We start from the raw sequence: 18,918 nt of genomic DNA on the forward strand, positions 1-18,918 counted from the left end.
GTGTGTTTACAGATAAATTGGACGATCTTTGTCGTCCATCAGCACAGGGTTATCGGTAAACCAGCGGCGTAACTTTATTCATTTACCGTTGGTTTACATTTTATTTTTACATTTGGGTTACAGGCACGCTGGCTTCCTCAAGCCAGCCGGGGCGCATTTCCGGCACTGCCCGCAGCAACTGCGCGGTATAATCATCCAGCGGTGCGGTGAATACCTGCTCCAGACGTCCCTGGCGCACCACGCTGCCATAACGTAACACCATGACTTCATCGGCTACGGCTCTGACCACATGCAGGTCGTGGGTGATAAACAGCAGTGAAACGCCGGTTTCCTGTTGCAGTTTTTTCAACAGCGCCAGTACCTCACGTCCCACCAGCGGATCGAGCGCCGAGGTGGGTTCGTCACAGACAATCAGCTCCGGCTCTACCGCCAGCGCCCGTGCGATGCAAACACGCTGCTTCTGCCCGCCGGACAGCGAATGGGGGTAGCGCGCGGCCAGCAGTGGCGACAGGCCAACTTTCTCCAGCAGTTCCCCCACCCGGGCCTGTCGCTGCTGTGCCGTCAGCGACGTCAGACAGACCATGGCACGTTCAATTTGCAGACCAATCGTCAGACGGGGGTTAAGCGCCGTATCGGGATGCTGGTGAATCATCTGGATAGTTTGCATCTGCTGACGCGAGCGCTGGCGTAGCTGTGGGGGCAGCCGCTGACCGTTAAAGGTGATATCCCCTTCTGAGGGTGCCACCAGGCCACATACTGCCCGGCCGAGGGTTGATTTACCCGCGCCGGATTCGCCGATCAGCGCCAGCGTGCGTCCCCGTCCGACCGTGAGCGAGACCGCGTGCAGTACCGGGTCGCCATGATAGCCAATGCTGATATCGCGCAGGCTCAACAGCGGCAATGTCGCGCTGCGCGGCTGATGCGGTTCACCGTGACTGTGCAACAGGTCGCGGGTGTAGTCCTGAGCGGGCTGCGTCAGCAGCGAGACCGTCTCACCGCTTTCCACTTCACGGCCGTGGCGCAGGACCATAATGCGCTGGCTGAGCTGGGCCACCACCGCCAGATCGTGGCTGATATACAGTGCCGCCACGCCGGTCTGACGAATAACCTGCTGAATCGCCTTGAGCACTTCCAGCTGAGTGGTCACGTCCAGCGCCGTGGTCGGCTCATCAAACACAATCAGTTCCGGCCCGGCGCAGATCGCCATCGCAATCATCGCCCGCTGAAGCTGCCCACCGGACACCTGATGCGGGTAACGGTGGAAAAACACCTCCGGCTGCGGCAGTTGTAGCTGGGCGAAGATCTCAATCGCGCGGCGAATGGCAGCCTGTCGGTTCATCACCCGGTGACGAAGCGTGCTTTCAATCACCTGCTCACCGATTTTCTTCGCCGGGTTGAAGGCGGCGCTGGCCGACTGCGCCACGTAGGCAATTTTCACCCCGCGGACTTTGCGCCACTGGCGTTCCGATAGCGCAGTCAGTTCCTGCCCGGCAAAGTGGATGTGCCCACCGCTCAGAGTCATTCCGTGGCGAAAATGCCCCAGAACGGCCTGGCCGATGGTCGATTTCCCGGCACCTGATTCGCCGATTAACCCCAGGACTTCCCCTTTGCGCAGGGTAAAGGAGATATCGTCAACCAGGACGGCATCTCCCGCGGTCACCCGCAGTTTATTCACGCTTAATAGCGGTTGTTCACTCATCTTCTACTCCTGCCAGCTACGGCTATGCTGGCTTAACAGCCAGTCAGCAACACTGTTTAATGCCAGTGCCAGCAGGGCAATTGCCGCGCCGGGGATCAGTGCCGCCCAGACGCCAAACAGGATGCCATCTTTATTATCACGCGCCAGGCCACCCCAGTCGGCGGTTGGCGGCTGGATCCCTAATCCCAGGAAAGAGAGTGCCGACAGGAATAAAAGAATGAAGATAAAGCGCAGGGCAAATTCCGCAATCAGCGTGGTAAAGGCATTTGGCAGGATCTCACGCCACAATACCCAGCCCAGCCGTTCGCCGCGCAAACGGGCGACTTCAATAAATTCCTGTGCCGCGATATCCAGCGCCAGCGAGCGTGATACGCGCAGCACACGGGTTGATTCGAGGATGCCCAGCACCGCCACAATCACCGGAATGGTTTTTGGCAGCATCGCCAGCACAACCAGGGCTAAAATCAGCGTTGGGATCGCCATCAAAATATCATTAACGCGCGAGATCACCTGATCGACCCAGCCACGGTAATAGCCCGCAATAAAACCGAGGAAGGTGCCGATGGCAAAGGCCAGCAGCGTAGCCACCGCACTGACGCTCAGTGAAGTACGGGTACCCCAGATCAGACGAGAGAGAAGATCGCGCCCGAGGTTATCGGTGCCCAGCCAGTTTTCCGGCGTCACGCCACTCCAGGCGCTGCCCACCACGTCGCCGGGCGCATACGGTGCCAGCCACGGAGCCAGAAGTGCCACCAGTACAAACAACACCAGCCCGATGGCACCGGGCAACACAGCAAGTTTCAGCCTAAACATCCACATCAGTTCCTTGTAAAACCCTGCCAGCCTCAATCAGTGCTGTCAGGGTGTATAGCATGACTATTCGTTAGCGACTGTGGCGCAGGCGCGGGTTTGCCAGCAGGGCGACAACATCGGCCAGCAGATTCAGCAGGATATAAATACCCGCCAGCAGCAGTGCACAGTCCTGGATAACCGGGATATCACGCTTACTGATACTGTCCACCATGTACTGGCCGAGACCAGGGTAAACGAAAACGTTTTCCACAATCACCACACCGACCATCAGCCAGGCCAGGTTCAGCACAATCACGTTAATGATGGGCCCCCAGGCGTTCGGTAACACATGACGGAACAGAATGGCGGAGGGCGATAACCCTTTCATCAGGGCGGTATCGACATACGCGGCATTCTGCGCACTGACCAGCGCAGCACGCGTCATGTTGCTCATATGCCCGAGAATGGCGAAGATCAGCGTCATACACGGCAAAGCAATGGCCAGCAGGCGATCGCCCAGCGGCATATCGTCAGCAATACTGCTGTTACTCGGCAACCAGAACAGGGTGATAGAGAAGATCAGGATCAGCAGATAGCCGGAGAAAAATTCCGGCAGCGAAACGGCAGCGCGAGTAAACAGATTCAGCAGCCGATCGATCCAGCTTCCCTGGTAGCGCGCGGAGATAAAGCCAATCGTCAGTGCCAGCGGCACCGCGACAATGGCGGTGAAAAAGGCCAGTGACAGGGTATTGGCCAGACGATCAAGCAGCACCGGGGCGATCGCTTCACGGCTGGTAAAGCTGTGACCAAAATCGCCGTGCAGCACGCCGCCCAACCAGGCCAGATAGCGGCCCAGCGCAGGCTGATCCAGCCCCAGCTGTTGATTGAGTGCAGCCACCGCCTGTGGCGTGGCCGTTTGACCGAGGATCGCCGTGGCGGCACTGCCCGGCAGCAACTGGATGCCGGCAAAAATCAGTATCGATACCACCAGCAGCATCACCACACCGGCCAGCAAACGCAGGGCCGTCAGTTTTAACAGGGGAAAGTGACCCTTCCCCCGACGTTCACTAAAATGACTCATTCGCTGTTATGCAAACCACACTTTTTCAGCGGCACGGTTACCGCTCATGGTAAAACCAGGGATAGCAACAAAGCCCTTCACTTTGATACTGGATGCATCAAGCGCATCGGCGTACAGAGGGATAATTTCACTGCCCTTCTCCACCAGCATCACCTGAATGTCATGATAGATCTGACGGCGCTTCTGCTCATCTTGCTCACCACGCGCAGCAGTGACTAACTGGTCAAACGCGGGCTCTTTCCACTGCGACTCGTTCCACGGGGCATTGCTGGTGAACACCAGCGACAGCAGCGCATCGGCCGTCGGGCGCAGCGACCAGTTGGACGAAACAAAAGGTTTCTTCATCCAGACGTTATCCCAGAAGGCATCGTCCGGCACGCGTTCCACTTTCAGCGGAATGCCAGCACGTTCAGCCGAGTTCTGATACAGCTGGCCAGCATCGACCGCACCCGGGAAGCCTGCTTCGGCCACCGACAACACCAGCGGACCGCTGAAGCCACTTTTCTGCCAGTGATATTTCGCCTTTTCCGGGTCATACGGACGCTGCGGAATGTCTTTAGCAAAGTACGGGCTGGACGGGAAAATCGGGTTATCGTTCGCAACAGTACCGTAGCCACCCAGCACGGTTTTAATGATCTGTTCGCGGTCGATGGCGTATTTCAGCGCCAGGCGGCCATCCAGGGTGTTAAAGGGAGCGGCAGTCGCCAGGCCCGGGAAAGTGAAAATCTGGCTGTCGCGTGAGCGCAGCAGCTGAATAGTCGGCATGTTTTTCAGGCGATCAACAATGCGCGGGTTCACACGGTTGATGATGTGCGCAGAACCGCTGGCAAGGGCCGCCACTCGTGCCGTGGAGTCATTCATTGCCAGTGTTTCAACGGAGTCAACGTGACCGCGCGCCGGGTTCCAGTGGTTTGGATTACGCTTCACCAGCGTACGCACGCCGGGCTTAAAGCTTTCGAGGATGAACGCGCCCGTCCCGATGCCTTTATCAAAGTTCTCGTTTTCTGCGGTGATGGCAAAATGGACATCGCTCAGCAGCGCAATAAACTCCACATTGGGTTCTTTCAGCTTGATGGTCACCTGGTCAGGTGAGGTAGCCTCCAACGAGACGACCGGCTCCAGATAGCCTTTGACCGATGAGCTCGATTTCTCATCACGGTGATGATTCAGTGAATAGACCACGTCTTTCGCCGTCAGCGTGCGGCCATCGTGGAACTGGACCCCTTTACGGATATTCAACACCCAGGTTTTGCTGCCATCGTGGGTTTCCCAGCTTTCCGCCAGTGAAGGGGTGATTTTGCCCTGCTCATCCACTTCGGCCAGGCAGTTAAACAGCTGTGAACCGACAAAATACATATAGGATTCAAACCAGAATGCCGGATCGATGCGGTCAGTGCTGGAAGCGTTATCCATACCGACAATCAGATGCCCCCCTTTTTTGGGGGTGGCCGGTGCGGCTTCAGCCGCCCACAGCGATTGTAATGGCAGACCGGAACAGGCCGCCGCAACGGAGAGCGCACCGGTAGTTTTAATAAAGTCGCGACGATTCATGATGTTGTTTTTTCCTGGTTTTTTATTATTTTTTTCCGCCGAAGCGGTAAAGAATAGCGTATTTACTTCAGCGCAGAGGCCAGACGCTGAATATGTTCAGGGCCAATCCCGCAGCAGCCCCCCACCAGCGTAGCACCCGCGCCCACCCACTCCTGTGCCCAGTGCAGATAGCCTTCCGGGTGAGTGTCTTTACGTAAACCACTCAGACCTTCGTTCGCCCCGCCACCGTTGCTGCCGTGCTCAAACGCATTGGCATAAACGCCAATACCCGCCGGGGAGCCAAGGCGTTTCAGGGTCGTCGCCGCCTGCTGTACAGCAGAGATCATCACTTCCGGGTGGCTACAGTTAAACAGGACGTTGGCCGCCCCCAGCTCGACCGCTCGGGTGACGGCGGCGGAGACGCTTTCCCCTGAACGCAATGTACTGTCGGCCTGCGGCTGGTCAGGATCGTCGTGCAGACTGAATGACAGCCATAAAGGCTGGGGCTGACCGGATATCGCTTCGTGAATAGCCTCGGCTTCGGCAATGGAACTGATGGTTTCACCCAGCCAGATATCCACATAAGGCGCCTGGGCGTTGACCAGCACGCGATGGATCTCCAGCGCACGCGGCGCGTTAAACAGATCGGGACGGTAGGATCCCAGGGCCGGAGGTAAGCTGCCTGCAACCTGTACCGGATGCACTGCGGCATCGGCGGCCTGACGGGCCAGTTGCCCTGCCAGGGTGGCCAGGCGCTGAGCATCAGCGGCAAAGCGTTCGTCACCAATATGGAAAGGAACAACCGCATAGCTGTTGGTGGTGATGGTGCCTGCCCCGGCAGCAATATAGCTGTCGTGCACTTCGCGCACGCGCTCAGGGGCTTCATACAGGGCCAGTGCCGACCATTCAGGTTGACGGAATGGTGCGCCCACCCGGGCCAGTTCACGCCCCATTCCTCCGTCCAGAATCTTTATATGCTGCGTCATTGGCCTGTTCCCATTCAGAATTTTCTAATCTCTGCATGCTACATAAATTGATGGCTACATGTCCAGACGTCTATAAGCTTAAATTCAGGAGTGTTTAGTACACAGAGGCAAGTACGCAGATAAATGATGAGCAAGGAAGAATTAAAACAGCAGTTTTGCCAGCCCAAGGCCCAGGGCAAGCAACCCAAGCTGCGAGGAGGCAAACCACTTAGTTTGCAGTGCCAGTGACTGATGCAGTTCGGTACGCAGACTTTCCATTTTAAGGTCGATCTTTTTATCAAGCCGCATAATATCCTCCCTGGTGGCATAGTTGGACTTAATTACCGCCACATCGATTTTCAGCGTGCCCACATCCTCCTTGAGTTTACTGACATCCCCTTTCAGGATGTGCACATCGTCTTTAAGACGGCTGACATCGTGCTTTAACAGACCAACATCTTGCTGTAGCAAGCCAACATCCTTCTGTAAATTACCGACATGTCCTTCCAGTTTTCCTACACGAGTATCCATTCTTTTTCTCCCTGATATGAATGTTTTTCATACTAACAGGGCCAATAATAAGTGAAGTCAGGGAGCGATAACAAGCCAGATGAGGGGATATTTTGCGGCCTGCGCCGGGAAAATGGAATGTAACGCCATGCAACGAGAAAAATATAAACACGAATTAAATGAATAATTTACGGTTTAAAGTAAGCAATCAGGATAAGAGGGGGGAAGGTTAATTGTCGGTGGCGGGTGCCACCGACAGCGGTAGATTAACGATGGCCTAAAACATTGCCGAGAATGATCGAGGTGATCACCCCGGTGGCTGCCGCAATCAACACATAATTACCGTCAACATAGGCCCAGTGTTCGCCGCGTGGCGGTTCATACAGGCCACGATGGTGCCAGTCATCAACGCGGTAATCATCCCCGCGAAAGCGCTCGGGAGCAGGATGACCACGACGGAAATCATGGCCGTTCCAGGCAAAATGGTCACGCTCATCAGGGCCACCCCGGCCACGATCGCCATGACCCCGATCGTTATGGCCGCGATAGTTATCATGATCGCCGCCACCACGACGGTCGTCTCCGCGGTTGTCGCGCCCGCGATCCTGATGCCACTGTTGATCAGGGCCGTTGCCCGGCCCCTCTGCATGGGACAGGGTGGAGAAAAGGCTGCTTGCTGTGAAAAGACTAATCATCAAAGTCAGTGTTGTTTTTTTCATCTTGATATCCTCAGTTGCTCACGACCTGCGAACTGCCGCAACATCAATATCGGGGATACCACAACACTTCCCTATCTCACGAACTCCTAAACGGCGCTAATTAGCGTGTTTTTTTCACAGCCTTAACAGATTCCTTACCTTCACGCGGTGAGAACCTCGGGTTCAGGCTTAATTTTCCAGCTGATAGTCGAGGGTAATCTCAGCACTGAGCAGTTTTGACACCGGGCAACCCGCTTTTGCCTGCTGAATAATCGTATCAAAAGCCGCTTTCTCAATACCGGGAAGCTTCACCTTACTTTGCAGGGCCACTTTGGTGATGGCAAAACCGCCCTCCACTTTGTCCAGGGAGACATCAGCGGTGGTATCAATGCTTTCAGGTGTGTGGCCCGCATCGCCCAGCATCAGCGATAGCGCCATGGAGAAACAGGCAGCATGTGCGGCCCCAATCAGCTCTTCGGGGTTGGTCCCCGCTTTACCTTCAAAGCGTGTATTGAAACCATAAGGCTGTTGGCTTAACGCCCCACTTTCGGTTGAGACGGTGCCTTTCCCCTGCTTGATATTGCCTTCCCAGTGCGCCTGTCCTTTCTTATGAATGGTCATTGTTATCCTCCGGTTATTTAACATCAGCTACCAGTATAGACGCTTTCACCGGGAACGACGGCACAGCGGCGCGCCACCAGCAGGCGCTGTCCGCAGAATGCCATGGGTGACGCCGCCTGCGGCCACACCTGAAGTAATTCAAATCCAGACTGTTGCAGCACCTGATGACAGTGCGCTTCCGCACCGCTCCCCCCGCGGAAAGCGGGTTGCCCATACGCCAGCGCCTGCACGGCCGCAGGCGTGACACGATGCAGCAGATGCTCACCGGTATTTTCCACCAGAATTAACGTCGCATTCGCTTTCAGCCAGGTATGCAGTTCCGACAGGCGACGGGCGGCGTCAGGCTGCACCAGCAGATCGCTGGCAAGGACGGCATCATGCCGGGCATCCTGTGGCAATTGGCTGTTGAGGGACTGCCCGGGTTCAGCCGCTATCCATACTGCACCAGCGAGATCGTCAATGGCAGCGCACGCACCCAGCGTCAATAAGCGGGGTGTATCGCACGCATCCAGCAGGCAGGGCAGCACGCTGGCGATGATCCCGGTAAAGTAATCATCAATAATCCCCGCATGGTGATGTAACTGATGCAGGCCTGTCAGGCTGGCTGGCTGCAAAGCCAGAGAAGGCGTGCGCAGCCAGTCATCGATGCATTCATGCTGGCTGAACAACGCCTCGGCCAGCGGTTCAGCATCGTCAAGCCAGGCCATCAACTGACGCAGGCGATGCCGGGCGTCATCAATTCCCTGTTCCAGCCGCATCTCAGCAGGAGCGCAGTCTGCCAGCGACCAGCGCTCATCCTCACATTCCAGCATCCCCTCCTCTTCCAGCACCTGATGCCAGTGTTGGAGCAGTTCGCTGTAGCAATCCGCAATCCGCAGCTGCTGGCTGCGTGATGCAATGTGCCAGCTTCCTGCATCACAAAATCCCAGGCGTTGCAGGGTTTGTAACATCAGTAGCGGTGCCAGACTTTCACTTTCGGCGAGAAAAGCAGCCAGCGACGCACGCCGCTGGCTGTCAGGCAACTGCGCCGCGGCAGCTTCTCCGGCACGCTGCCAGTCGGGGATGAGGCTATTGTTGAGCGTTGTCATTGTCGTTCCTGTGCGTGACCGCCCGTTATCCGGGGATAAGTGAGGGTAAGTTACTGGTGATAATGATTGTTATTTCGCTTTATCGTGCAATGTTCGTGGAGGGGGTGCAAGGATTTTGTTCGAGGGGGCAGATCACGATCACAGGCCGACCATCACTGAAGGTCGGCCTGTCAGGCAAGAGAATAAAGGGGATGTTGAAGCGCTTACTTCACGCTATTTTTTCAGACTCTCCCTGACCTCTTTGACTTGATCCGCGCTCACCGCATCCGCCTTATTACTCCAGCCCTGACGAATAAAGGTCGCCAGTTGCGCCACCTCATCATCGCTCAGGCGGCCGGCAAAGCCTGGCATTACCAGCGTGGAGGGGGCTTTTGCCGTAGAGGGCTGCTGTGCCCCGGCCAGGATGGTGTGGATCAGCCCGGTCGGGTCGCCAGCATTGACGATAGTCGCCTGATCCAGCTCAGGGAAGATACGTGGTGCGCCCTTACCGGTGACAAAGTGGCAGGCACCACAGTTATCCAGATAGAGACGCTCACCTGGGGTGAGGTTCTTCGCCGCGGTCAGTTTCGCTTCCGTAGCACTGACTGTCGTACTTGCCGCCGCGGGTGCTGCCGGATTACCGCCAATAAATTTCAGATAGGCGCTGATGGCTTTCAGATCCGCTTCGGTCATCCACGACGTGCTGTGCTCGATCACCGAGGTCATCTCACCGCCTACCGCTGCTTTATCGTTACGCCCGGTCGCCAGATATTCGACGGTTTCCTGCTCGCTCCAGCGCGGCAGACCGCGCAGAGAAGGCACTTCCCAGCCGTTCAGGCTACCGCCGGAGAGGAATGTACTGTCGCTGCTGTCGAGCGCTTTCTCATTCATCGCCAACCCACGCGGCGTATGGCAGCTGCCGCAGTGGCCGAGGCTTTCGACCAGATACGCACCGCGATTCACTTCTGCTGTTGCGCCGCCAATCGGCTGGAAGGGCTTATCGCTGGCAAAAGCCCAGTTCCAGAAACGCATGCCCCAGCGCTGGCTGAACGGGAAGCTGAGATCGGTTTCTGGCGGCTGCTCGTCACTCGCTTTCACTCCCTGCATAAAGTACGTGTACAGCGCATGCATATCCGCGTCGGTGATTTTTGCGTAAGCCGGATAAGGCATCGCCGGATAGAGACGCGTCCCGTCAGGCAACACGCCTTTACGCACGGCATCCGAGAACTGCTGCTCACTGTAGTTGCCGATGCCGTGCGCTTTATCCGGGGTAATATTGGTGGAGTAAATCGTCCCGAGGTTCGACTCAATCGCCAGCCCACCGGAGAACGCCGGTTTACCCGGAATAGTGTGGCAGGCACCGCAGTCGCCAAGCCGGGAAATATACTCGCCCTGTTTCACCAGACTATCATCGGCCTGGGCCATCGAAGCAAAAGTGCCTGCCAGCAGGACGGCATTCGCAAGCAGTAAACGTTTGAAATTGATCATCGTCATCTCCTTATGCCTGCACCATCGGGCCGGGGTTTTTCAGGTAAATCTCTTTGATCGCCTGCGCCGCCATCAGCGTGATCGCCCCGATGGTATCGGTCGGATTCGCCTGGAAGTTCTGCGGGAAAGCATTGCCCCCTGGCACAAAGACGTTATGCACATCCCAGCTTTGCAGGTACTTGTTCAGCGCCGAGGTTTTCGGGTTATCGCCCATCACCGCGCCACCAACGTTATGGGTGGAGACGTATTTGGTCAGGTCAAAGTGGGCATCCATCGGCAGGAAGCTTTCGCTGTAACTGTCCGGGTTAAGCTCTTTAGTAATGTTGCTGACGATGCCTTTCAGGTGCTGCTGTAATTTCAGCTCGTTCTGTTTCCAGTCGAACGTCATACGCAGCAGCGGATAGCCATAGTCATCGGTGTAGTTCGGGTCGAGATCGAGGTAGATATCGCGATACGACATGCAGGTGGTGGTGATGCTGATCTTCATCGAGTGGCCGTACCACTCTTCCATCCCTTCTTTCCAGCCTGCGCCCCAGGCCGGTGTCCCTTTTGGCAGTGCGGTACTGATCGGCGTACCGGTGGCCTGTGAACTGTGGATCTTGGCTCCGCCGATGAATCCCAACCCCGGGCCATCAAAGTTGCCCGGTGAGATGTCGTTAAACATCTGCCCTGTGGCCCCCGCCGTAGCGAACGGATTGAAGTTTTTATCTTTGAAGAACAGCGTGGCACCGCCGTTGCTGAGGAAAGCGTAGTTACGTCCAATCACGCCCTCTTCCGTCAGCGGGTTATAAGGCTGGCCGATGCCGGAGAGCAGCATCAGGCGGACATTGCAAAACTGGAAGCTGCTCAGCACCACAATCTTTGCAGGCTGGAAGCATTCGTTGCCGTCTTTATCGATGTAGATCACGCCTTTCGCGGTTTTCTTATCATCATGCAGCACCACTTTCATCACGTTGGCGTGGACTTCGTAGGAGAAGTTATCCATGCGCTTCAGTGCATCCATCACCGCCGTCTGCGGTGAGGCCTTAGAGTAGTTCAGGCACGGGTATTTACTGCAATAACCGCAGTAATTACACGGCGCAATCTGGTTACCGTACGGGTTAGTCCAGGCACGGGAAACGCAGGCTGACGGGTTGGGGAACGGGTGATACCCCAGCTTCTTCGCCGCCTTAACAAACATCGTGTTGTTCAGCGTATCATCCAGCGGCGGCAGCGGGAACGGATTCGCACGCGGGCCTTCGAACGGATCGCCCCCTTCGAGGATCTGCCCGCGCAGGTTACCGGTTAAACCGGACTGGCCGCAGATCATCTCAAACTTCTCGTAATAGGGTTCGATCTCTTCCCAACTGAACGGGAAGTCCATAATGCGCATATCGTCCTGCAACACGCCCGGTCCGTAGGCCTGATCAGCATAGGTTTTCAGCTTAAGATCGGTCGGTGTCGGACGGATCAATACCGCCGTCCAGTGCAAACCCGAACCGCCCACGCCGTTACCCGGGCAAAAAGCGCCCCATTTGCGCGTTGGCAGCGCGGTCTGGCTCATGTTGTAACGCACCGTCACCGCCGCTTCTGCTGGCGTGGCCATCACTTTGTTACGCACGGCGTAGGCATATTCATCGGCCGGCTTGGGGTAGGCAAACTCTTCGTAACCGCGATCGGCTCCGCGCTCCAGCGCCCGCACTTTCAGCCCGGCCATCGCCAGCTCAATGCTCATCAGCGAGCCAGCCCATCCCAGGCCGACAACGACAACGTCGACTTCTTCTTTATTAATTTGTGACATATTCAACCCTTTCAACCCTTCATTTTTCGCGCCGCAGATGCGTTGGCTGCCTTCATTCACCCTGGTCACTTACTTCAGTAAGCTCCCAGGGATTCATTCAATTGCCGCCTTCCTGCAACACGAAATATTTTGGGTGTCATTTACAAAAATACGAAAAAAGTCTCAGTGAACTCAGGCGCGTTCGCCCTTGATGCTGACCGGGCCAAGTGGATAGGGAATGTTGTGCTGCTTCACCCATTCCAGATAACTGGCACGGGCGCCCGGGAAGCCGATAGCAATCCACGCTTTCATCCCTTTATTGCCGCCGTACATTGGATCGGAGAGATAGCCGTGTTTGGCATCGGACAGCAGCCCGCTGAAGAACTGAGAGGCTTTCAGGTCGGCTTCGCCCAGCTCAGCGAAGTGGATATCGTTTTTTTGCAGTTGGGTCAGAACGCTGTCTTTATCCTGCGATGACAACTGATGGAACGGTTTCTGGTAGGTCTGCTGGCACCACTGGTTAGCCAGTTTGATACCGGTTTTATAGATCTGCTGCGGGCGGAACGGGATCTGGTAACCCATGGTGGCAGGCGCTTTGGTATCAAACGGCCCTTTCATATAGATCTCATCACCGAGATCGCCATGCATCTGTTGATCGATAAAGATCGGCACATTGGTTTCCAGCGCGCCCGGCGCTTTGCCTTTGCCTCCGGCAGGGATCAAACAGTCACAGGCGGCAAGAATAAACTGCCATTCATCCTGACTGAAAAAGATTGGCTGATAATCTGCCAGTTCCGGCGCTGCCATCTCGGCTGCCTGTGCGGCGGTCAGGCCTTTAAAGACCATCTCACCTAACGGCAATGCCAACAGCGACCCGAGTAAAAACTTACGGCGGGTAGTTTCTTTTTGAAGGAGCATTTTGACGACTCTCACACACTCAGAAAAAGACACCGATGGAGCACGTGTCATTAAGGTTAAAGAACTGTTTTTATCTGTTTACATTGCCGCAATGTTAACGATACAAAAGTGTCAAAATGTAACAATTGAAGTGGTGATATTTAAACTTAAGATGAAGTGTTTCTTCTAACATTTCATAACAATGCCATTATAAAGAGAAGGGATTAAAGCCGGGGATTTATCGGAAATTCAGGGATAGTAAAAGAAAAAAAAGCCGTAAAACGGCGCTTATTTGATTACAGTGGGAAATAATACCCACACAAAATAAAGTTATATAATGATTGTTTCATTCCAGCGTAACACTGCCTGCCAGACGTTAACCGGAGTCACGAACCACCATGGTGAACCCTAAATCGACCACCGCCTCTGCGGGCATGACGCCTTCTATTTTATTAGCCAGCAGCATCGCGGCATCTTCACCCATTTTTACCCTGTCGATAGCTACTGTCGTGATCGCGGGCCGGTTGGCCGCGGCGAACGCTAAATCGCCAAAGCCGATAACAGCAAGCTGATCCGGTACACTCAGCCCACGTGCTTCAGCCTCCATGATCACGCCCTGCGCTAAGGTGTCAGAACTGCAGATAATCGCATCGAACTTATCCCCCTGAGCAAGTAACTGATGCAAACCCTGTCGACCGGCACCGAGCGACGTTGGCACCGGGGCATTGACCCCGCGAATACGGCTTCCTGGCAGCCCCTGCATCACATCGGATAGCCCTTTACGCCGCTGCCGGGCACGACGATCGCCGGCCCACACCAGACCCAGGCTCAGGTAGCCCTGTTGCAGACAGTAGTGACCCAGTTGGGTGCCTACTTTTTCATGAGAAAACCCGACCAGCATGTCCAGCGGCGTTGGCGTGAGATCCCAGATTTCCACCACCGGCAGGCCAATATTGAGAATGGTTTTGCGCAGTTCAGGACTGTGATGAATGCCGGTCAGTATCATGCCGTCGGGGCGGCGCGAAAGGATGGTGGCAACAATAGACGCTTCGCTGTCCGGAGAGTATCCGGTGACACACAGCAGCATATGGTAGCCACGCAAGGCCAGACGATCGCTGATCGCCTGTACGGTATCGACAAACATACTGTTGTTAATTTGCGGAATCACTACGGCAATCAGGCGGCTACGTTTGGACGCCAGCCCCCCTGCCAGCATATTGGGGATATAGCCGGTGATCTGAATCGCTTCCATCACCCTGGCAACGGTGGCAGGCCGTACCACCTGCGGTTTGTTAATGGCACGGCTGACGGTCATCGGAGATAATCCCGCGACACGGGCAACATCCTCAAGCGTAGGGGTTTTTACCGTGGCAGGGTCAGGATTTTCCATCTGGCATCCGATAACTAAAATGTTTGCGCTATCATTTTGCCACAAAACCGCACAGTGAAACAGGGCTGAACAACATGCCTGAGGGCGGGCTGACTATGTTACACTCAGCGCCGCCCGAAAGCCTGGCTCCCGGCTTTCCCCCGATCCCATTGTGAAAGGTGTTATGCCGTGAATAAAAGAGCAATTGCCCCTGGCCTGATTTTTGTTGCTGCGATGGCGTTTCTGGTGTGGTTTATCGCCTCCGGCGCGGCAATGCCGGGAAGCTGAGATCAGCTTTCCGGATCTGACGGGCTGACGGCAATGCGCGTGCCTTCAGGAAGATCCCTGATCTGCACGGCAAACTGCGCGCGGGTACGCATGGCATCTTCACTACGTACCGCCTGGAGGTTATCCGGCACGAACTCACCGCCAACAATAAACGGTGTTTTCGGCACCAGGCGATAACCCGCCGGTAATGCCCCGTGCTGATCCTGCCAGTCCAGCGCCAGCGGATAACCCGTTAACACTGAGTACTCTTCCAGAATCAGGGCACTCCAGTGCTCCAGACTTGCCGCCAGCCAGGTGAATTCGCCGGTTTCCGGCTCAAAGCTGAACACCCCGTCCTGCCGCAGACAAAACTGCACGCCAAAGATATCTTCAGCAAAGAACAGCGCATCCAGCGCCATATCCTGAAACGCCGAAATCCACAGATCAGGCTGGTTCCACTGTTGCAGGCCAGGTTCACTCTCCGTTGCCTGCCAGGGAAAGATATGCAGCGCAGAAACAAAACCATAGCAGCCGTTTTTAATCGCCAGCAGTTGACGCAGTTCTTCGAGCAGCGCGGGATTAACCGTGGCGCTGAAGTGCATGTCCTGTGGGGCGGCAGCCAGGCTGTCACTACAGAGAGAGAGAAGTTTTGCGGTTGAGGTAGTCATCATACGGCCCTGAGATGTCGACATTTAACAGTGATAAGCCGCTAAGGTTAACATCAACAACAGGCCAGGGGAAAACGCTCGACGGGTTTAGTTCTGTATCGCAGTGGCAGGCAGACAAACCATCTGGGATTTACAGAAAATACAGTTGGCACCATGGGGATTTTTTGCGGTGATACTGAAAGGCGAGAAGCGGTACTGACATCCGTGACAAGACGGACACTGATATTTAATATTTTGGATAATAGACCTACATATTTTTATTTTAAGAGAAATTTTTATTGGTACGGGCAAGACGTTAACACAGTTTTTACATTCCGTCTGTTTTATCTTCGCGATGCAGTAAATCCTGATAGAGCTCACTCAGCACGCCATCTGGGGCAAACTGCTGTTTTATCCACAATGCGACCTGTCCGCTGGCGGGCTGGCGGATAGCCAACAGCAGCCGTGAATCCTGGCGGGGGTTCATCACCTCACGCGTTACCAGCTTCTCCCCGGCGTCGCGCACAATATAGTCCGGCAGAAAGCCAATGCCCTCCCCCAGAATCTGACACTGACATTTGGTGTTGAAATCAGGCACCAGAACCGCCTCCTGCCCGTGCAGCAGCCAGCCAACACGCTGGTTCAGCATCTGTGCCGTGTCGGCCACCATAATATTGGTATAGCGCCGCATCTGACCTTCACTGATGGGCTGAGGCAATGCGGCCAGCGGATGATGGGGCGCGATCGCAAACTGCCAGTGCACATAGCCGATATCAAGACAGTCAATGCCATCCCTGTCCAGCGGCACATCCGGTGCCCCCATCGCCAGCGTTGCCTGGTGATGGATAAACGCATCCCAGACGCCGTTATACACTTCCTGAGTGACCGTCACCTGACAGGTGGGGAACTGCTTTTTCAGCAGTTGTAGCAGCCGGGCAGTGTGATGCGGGGTATACAACAGATGGTTGATGCAAATACGCACCCTGGCCTCTACGCCCTGGGCGATAGCATCGACACCGTATTGAATGGCACCGAAATCGTTAAGTAGCGTCAGCGCCTTACGATAAAAGTAGTCGCCGGACTCCGTCAGTTCAATCCGGCGGGGATGGCGCACAAACAGCGGAACACCCAGCCCGGTTTCAATGCGTTTAATGGTGTAGCTGACCGCTGAAGTGGTGACCCCCAGCTCAATCGCCGCCTTACTGAAGCTGGCACACTGCACCACGGTGACAAACACCTGCAAATTCTCTTCACTAAAAATGGAGTTCATCGCACATTCCCTCGTGTTCCGGTTTCATTGATTATTATTCAACAAGAAAGGCCTTTCAGGTGAATTATTTTTACACGGATATCACCGTCTTTCACTGGCTGCTATTGTCGTTTCCTGGACCATCACTTGCTTATCCGGGAACCTGTATGTCATTTGCACATCCTGACTTTTCCACCTCCAACGACACACTACAGGCACGCTTCCTCCGTGCTGCCCAACAGGGCGAGCAGGATATCTTGCAGCAGTGTCGGGATCAGGGCGTGGATCTCAACGTCACCACCGCGCAGCGCACCAGCGCCATCACGCTGGCGGCACAGCACCAGCACTATGCCTGTGTCGCCTGGTTGATCGAGGCGGGCGCCGATATTAATCAGCAGGACGATACCTGTTTGAATCCGTTTTTGCTCGCCTGCCTGAATAACGATCTCACTCTGCTGCGCCTGCTGCTGCCTGCGGCACCCGACCTCACCCGGGTGACACGCTTTGGCGGCATTGGCCTGACGCCCGCCAGCGAAAAAGGCCATGTTGAGATCGTGCGCGAGTTACTGTCCCGCACCACCATCAACGTCAACCACACTAATTTCCTCGGCTGGACACCGCTGCTCGAAGCCATCCTGCTGAATGACGGTGGCGCAAAGCAGCAGGAGATCGTTCAGCTATTACTGGATAACGGTGCCAGCCCGCACCTGACGGATAAGTACGGTAAAACCCCTCTGCAACTGGCGCGTTCACTGGGTTATGACGCCATTGCTATACAGTTAATCCATGCAGGAGCCCGTGATGAATAAGCCCGATCAGCAGCGTCGTACCTTTCTCAGCCACGGCAGTAAAATGCTCGGTGCCTGCGCCATCCTCGGTGCAGGCCCCCCGCTTGCCATTGCCGCCGGATCGTCTGTCTTCACCGAACAGGAAACGCCCATGACCACCGTTGGCGCCCGCCACTATTACCTTGATAACGTCCTGCTGGAAACCGGCTTTCACTACCAGGAGGGGGAAGTGGTCGCCACCCGCACCGCGTTGCACTGCCTGGAAATCAATAACGGCAAGATCGTTGCTGTACGTGCTAACGCGGTACGCCCGGATGCCAGCCTGACGCGGGTTGATGCCGAAGGAAAACTGCTGCTGCCCGCCATGCGCGATATGCATATCCATCTGGATAAGACCTTCTATGGTGGCCCGTGGCGCGTGCAGTCACGCCCGGCAGGGACCACCATTAAACAGATGATTGCACTGGAGCATCGCCTGCTGCCAGAGCTGGCGCCCCACACACAGGAGCGGGCGGGTAAACTGATCGACCTGCTGCAATCAAAAGGTTCCAGCGTGGCGCGGAGTCACTGCAATATCGAGCCGGTTTCCGGACTGAAAAATCTGGAAAACCTGATGGCGGTACTGGAACGCCGTCGATCCGGTTTTACCTGCGAGATCGTCGCCTTCCCCCAGCACGGGTTGCTGCTGTCAAAATCTGAACCACTGATGCGCGAAGCGATGCAGGCCGGAGCGCACTACGTCGGCGGGTTGGATCCCACCAGCGTTGATGGCGATATGGAAAAATCCCTCGATACGATGTTTCAGATCGCCGTCGACTATGGCAAAGGCGTGGATATCCATCTGCATGAAACCAGCCCGGCCGGGGTGGCCGCCATCAATTATATGATTGACCGGGTGGAAAAAACGCCGCAGCTGAAGGGCAAAGTCACGATCAGCCACGCATTTGCACTGGCCACCCTCACACCACAGCAGGTAGAAGAGACCGCACAGCGTCTGGCCGCGCAGCAGATCAGCATCGCCTCAACGGTGCCGATTGGCACGCTGCATATGCCGCTGAAACAGCTTCAGGATAACGGTGTTTTTGTGATGACCGGCACCGATAGCGTGATCGACCACTGGTCGCCCTATGGCCTGGGCGACATGCTGGAGAAAGCCAACCTGTACGCTCAGCTCTATGTGCGCCCGGGTGAACTGGCGCTGTCGCGCGCGCTGGCAATTGCTACCGGGAACCGCCTGCCGCTAAATGATAAAGGCGAGCGCGTCTGGCCCGTGGAACAGGACGAGGCCAGTTTTGTGCTGGTCGATGCCTCCTGTTCGGCAGAAGCGGTGGCGCGCATTTCACCACGCACCGCCACCTTCCATCAGGGGAGTTTGGTCTGGAGCACGCTCAATAAGGTGTAATCCCCCGGTAGACAAAAGTTTACATGCGTAACCATTGTTAAACGCGACCGTTTGATTAAGATGGTCGCTCTTTTCAAATGGGGCGGGTA

General features: G+C 55.7%; 19 protein-coding genes. 3 read left to right on the forward strand and 16 right to left on the reverse strand.

The genetic code is table 11. The annotated features are described in order from the left end of the window. Window positions 1-106: 106 nt before the first annotated feature. The 13 genes from HHI26_RS05440 to HHI26_RS05500 form a co-directional block, all read right to left on the reverse strand. Window positions 107-1,699, reverse strand: a complete 1,593-nt coding sequence (locus HHI26_RS05440) for an ABC transporter ATP-binding protein (RefSeq protein ID WP_171148757.1) — start codon at window positions 1,697-1,699, stop codon at window positions 107-109. 3 nt (window positions 1,700-1,702) lie between these two features. Further along, window positions 1,703-2,512, reverse strand: coding sequence for an ABC transporter permease (locus HHI26_RS05445; protein ID WP_133845664.1), 810 nt, complete (start codon window positions 2,510-2,512; stop codon window positions 1,703-1,705). 70 nt (window positions 2,513-2,582) lie between these two features. After that, window positions 2,583-3,572, reverse strand: a complete 990-nt coding sequence (locus tag HHI26_RS05450; RefSeq protein ID WP_133845665.1) for an ABC transporter permease — start codon at window positions 3,570-3,572, stop codon at window positions 2,583-2,585. A gap of 6 nt (window positions 3,573-3,578) precedes the next feature. Beyond that, window positions 3,579-5,123, reverse strand: a complete 1,545-nt coding sequence (locus HHI26_RS05455) for an ABC transporter substrate-binding protein (protein WP_133845666.1) — start codon at window positions 5,121-5,123, stop codon at window positions 3,579-3,581. Window positions 5,124-5,185: 62 nt separating this feature from the next. Then, entirely contained in the window at window positions 5,186-6,088 is a 903-nt protein-coding gene (locus HHI26_RS05460) for a homocysteine S-methyltransferase family protein (RefSeq protein ID WP_171148758.1), read from the reverse strand. Window positions 6,089-6,229: 141 nt separating this feature from the next. Next, the gene (locus HHI26_RS05465) at window positions 6,230-6,598 is read right to left on the reverse strand and encodes a DUF1640 domain-containing protein (protein WP_133845668.1); all 369 of its coding nucleotides are present in this window, start codon (window positions 6,596-6,598) and stop codon (window positions 6,230-6,232) included. Between the two features lie 245 nt (window positions 6,599-6,843). Further along, window positions 6,844-7,296: an RcnB family protein gene (locus HHI26_RS05470; RefSeq protein ID WP_171148759.1), complete on the reverse strand. Its 453-nt coding sequence runs from the start codon at window positions 7,294-7,296 to the stop codon at window positions 6,844-6,846. Window positions 7,297-7,464: 168 nt separating this feature from the next. Continuing rightward, the gene (locus HHI26_RS05475) at window positions 7,465-7,896 is read right to left on the reverse strand and encodes an OsmC family protein (RefSeq protein ID WP_159337466.1); all 432 of its coding nucleotides are present in this window, start codon (window positions 7,894-7,896) and stop codon (window positions 7,465-7,467) included. A 23-nt stretch (window positions 7,897-7,919) separates the two neighbouring features. Continuing rightward, complete coding sequence (locus tag HHI26_RS05480) at window positions 7,920-8,984, reverse strand: hypothetical protein (protein WP_159337467.1); 1,065 nt, start codon at window positions 8,982-8,984, stop codon at window positions 7,920-7,922. Window positions 8,985-9,197: 213 nt separating this feature from the next. Continuing rightward, window positions 9,198-10,457, reverse strand: coding sequence for a cytochrome c (locus HHI26_RS05485; protein ID WP_171148760.1), 1,260 nt, complete (start codon window positions 10,455-10,457; stop codon window positions 9,198-9,200). Between the two features lie 4 nt (window positions 10,458-10,461). Then, window positions 10,462-12,231, reverse strand: coding sequence for a GMC family oxidoreductase (locus HHI26_RS05490; RefSeq protein ID WP_171148761.1), 1,770 nt, complete (start codon window positions 12,229-12,231; stop codon window positions 10,462-10,464). A 171-nt stretch (window positions 12,232-12,402) separates the two neighbouring features. Further along, window positions 12,403-13,128, reverse strand: coding sequence for a gluconate 2-dehydrogenase subunit 3 family protein (locus tag HHI26_RS05495; RefSeq protein WP_167864110.1), 726 nt, complete (start codon window positions 13,126-13,128; stop codon window positions 12,403-12,405). Between the two features lie 355 nt (window positions 13,129-13,483). Then, complete coding sequence (locus HHI26_RS05500) at window positions 13,484-14,497, reverse strand: LacI family DNA-binding transcriptional regulator (protein WP_133845675.1); 1,014 nt, start codon at window positions 14,495-14,497, stop codon at window positions 13,484-13,486. 168 nt (window positions 14,498-14,665) lie between these two features. On the opposite strand from HHI26_RS05500, the gene HHI26_RS05505 reads away from it, so the two are divergent. Beyond that, window positions 14,666-14,764 carry a YoaK family small membrane protein gene (locus tag HHI26_RS05505; protein WP_227535840.1) on the forward strand — a complete coding sequence of 33 codons (99 nt, stop codon included), beginning with the start codon at window positions 14,666-14,668 and terminating at the stop codon, window positions 14,762-14,764. 2 nt (window positions 14,765-14,766) lie between these two features. On the opposite strand, the gene HHI26_RS05510 is transcribed toward HHI26_RS05505, so the two are convergent. The 3 genes from HHI26_RS05510 to HHI26_RS05515 all read right to left on the reverse strand — a co-directional run bounded on the left by HHI26_RS05510 (window position 14,767) and on the right by HHI26_RS05515 (window position 16,660). Further along, window positions 14,767-15,411: an SMI1/KNR4 family protein gene (locus HHI26_RS05510; protein ID WP_159337471.1), complete on the reverse strand. Its 645-nt coding sequence runs from the start codon at window positions 15,409-15,411 to the stop codon at window positions 14,767-14,769. A gap of 87 nt (window positions 15,412-15,498) precedes the next feature. Further along, on the reverse strand, window positions 15,499-15,654 hold the full coding sequence (locus tag HHI26_RS25670) for a cold-shock protein (RefSeq protein ID WP_133845783.1): 156 nt from the start codon (window positions 15,652-15,654) through the stop codon (window positions 15,499-15,501). 64 nt (window positions 15,655-15,718) lie between these two features. Beyond that, on the reverse strand, window positions 15,719-16,660 hold the full coding sequence (locus HHI26_RS05515) for a LysR family transcriptional regulator (protein ID WP_167864109.1): 942 nt from the start codon (window positions 16,658-16,660) through the stop codon (window positions 15,719-15,721). Window positions 16,661-16,806: 146 nt separating this feature from the next. On the opposite strand from HHI26_RS05515, the gene HHI26_RS05520 reads away from it, so the two are divergent. Together HHI26_RS05520 and HHI26_RS05525 are read left to right on the forward strand one after the other, a co-directional pair. Continuing rightward, window positions 16,807-17,448: an ankyrin repeat domain-containing protein gene (locus tag HHI26_RS05520; protein ID WP_133845678.1), complete on the forward strand. Its 642-nt coding sequence runs from the start codon at window positions 16,807-16,809 to the stop codon at window positions 17,446-17,448. After that, window positions 17,441-18,829 (forward strand): amidohydrolase family protein, encoded by a 1,389-nt coding sequence (locus HHI26_RS05525; RefSeq protein WP_171148762.1) that lies wholly within the window; start codon window positions 17,441-17,443, stop codon window positions 18,827-18,829. Before HHI26_RS05520 ends, HHI26_RS05525 begins: the two co-directional genes overlap by 8 nt. Window positions 18,830-18,918: the final 89 nt, after the last annotated feature.

Origin of the sequence: Erwinia sp. JH02 (assembly GCF_013074405.1) — a bacterium.
In the GTDB taxonomy this organism is placed as follows: Bacteria; Pseudomonadota; Gammaproteobacteria; order Enterobacterales; family Enterobacteriaceae; genus Erwinia; species Erwinia rhapontici.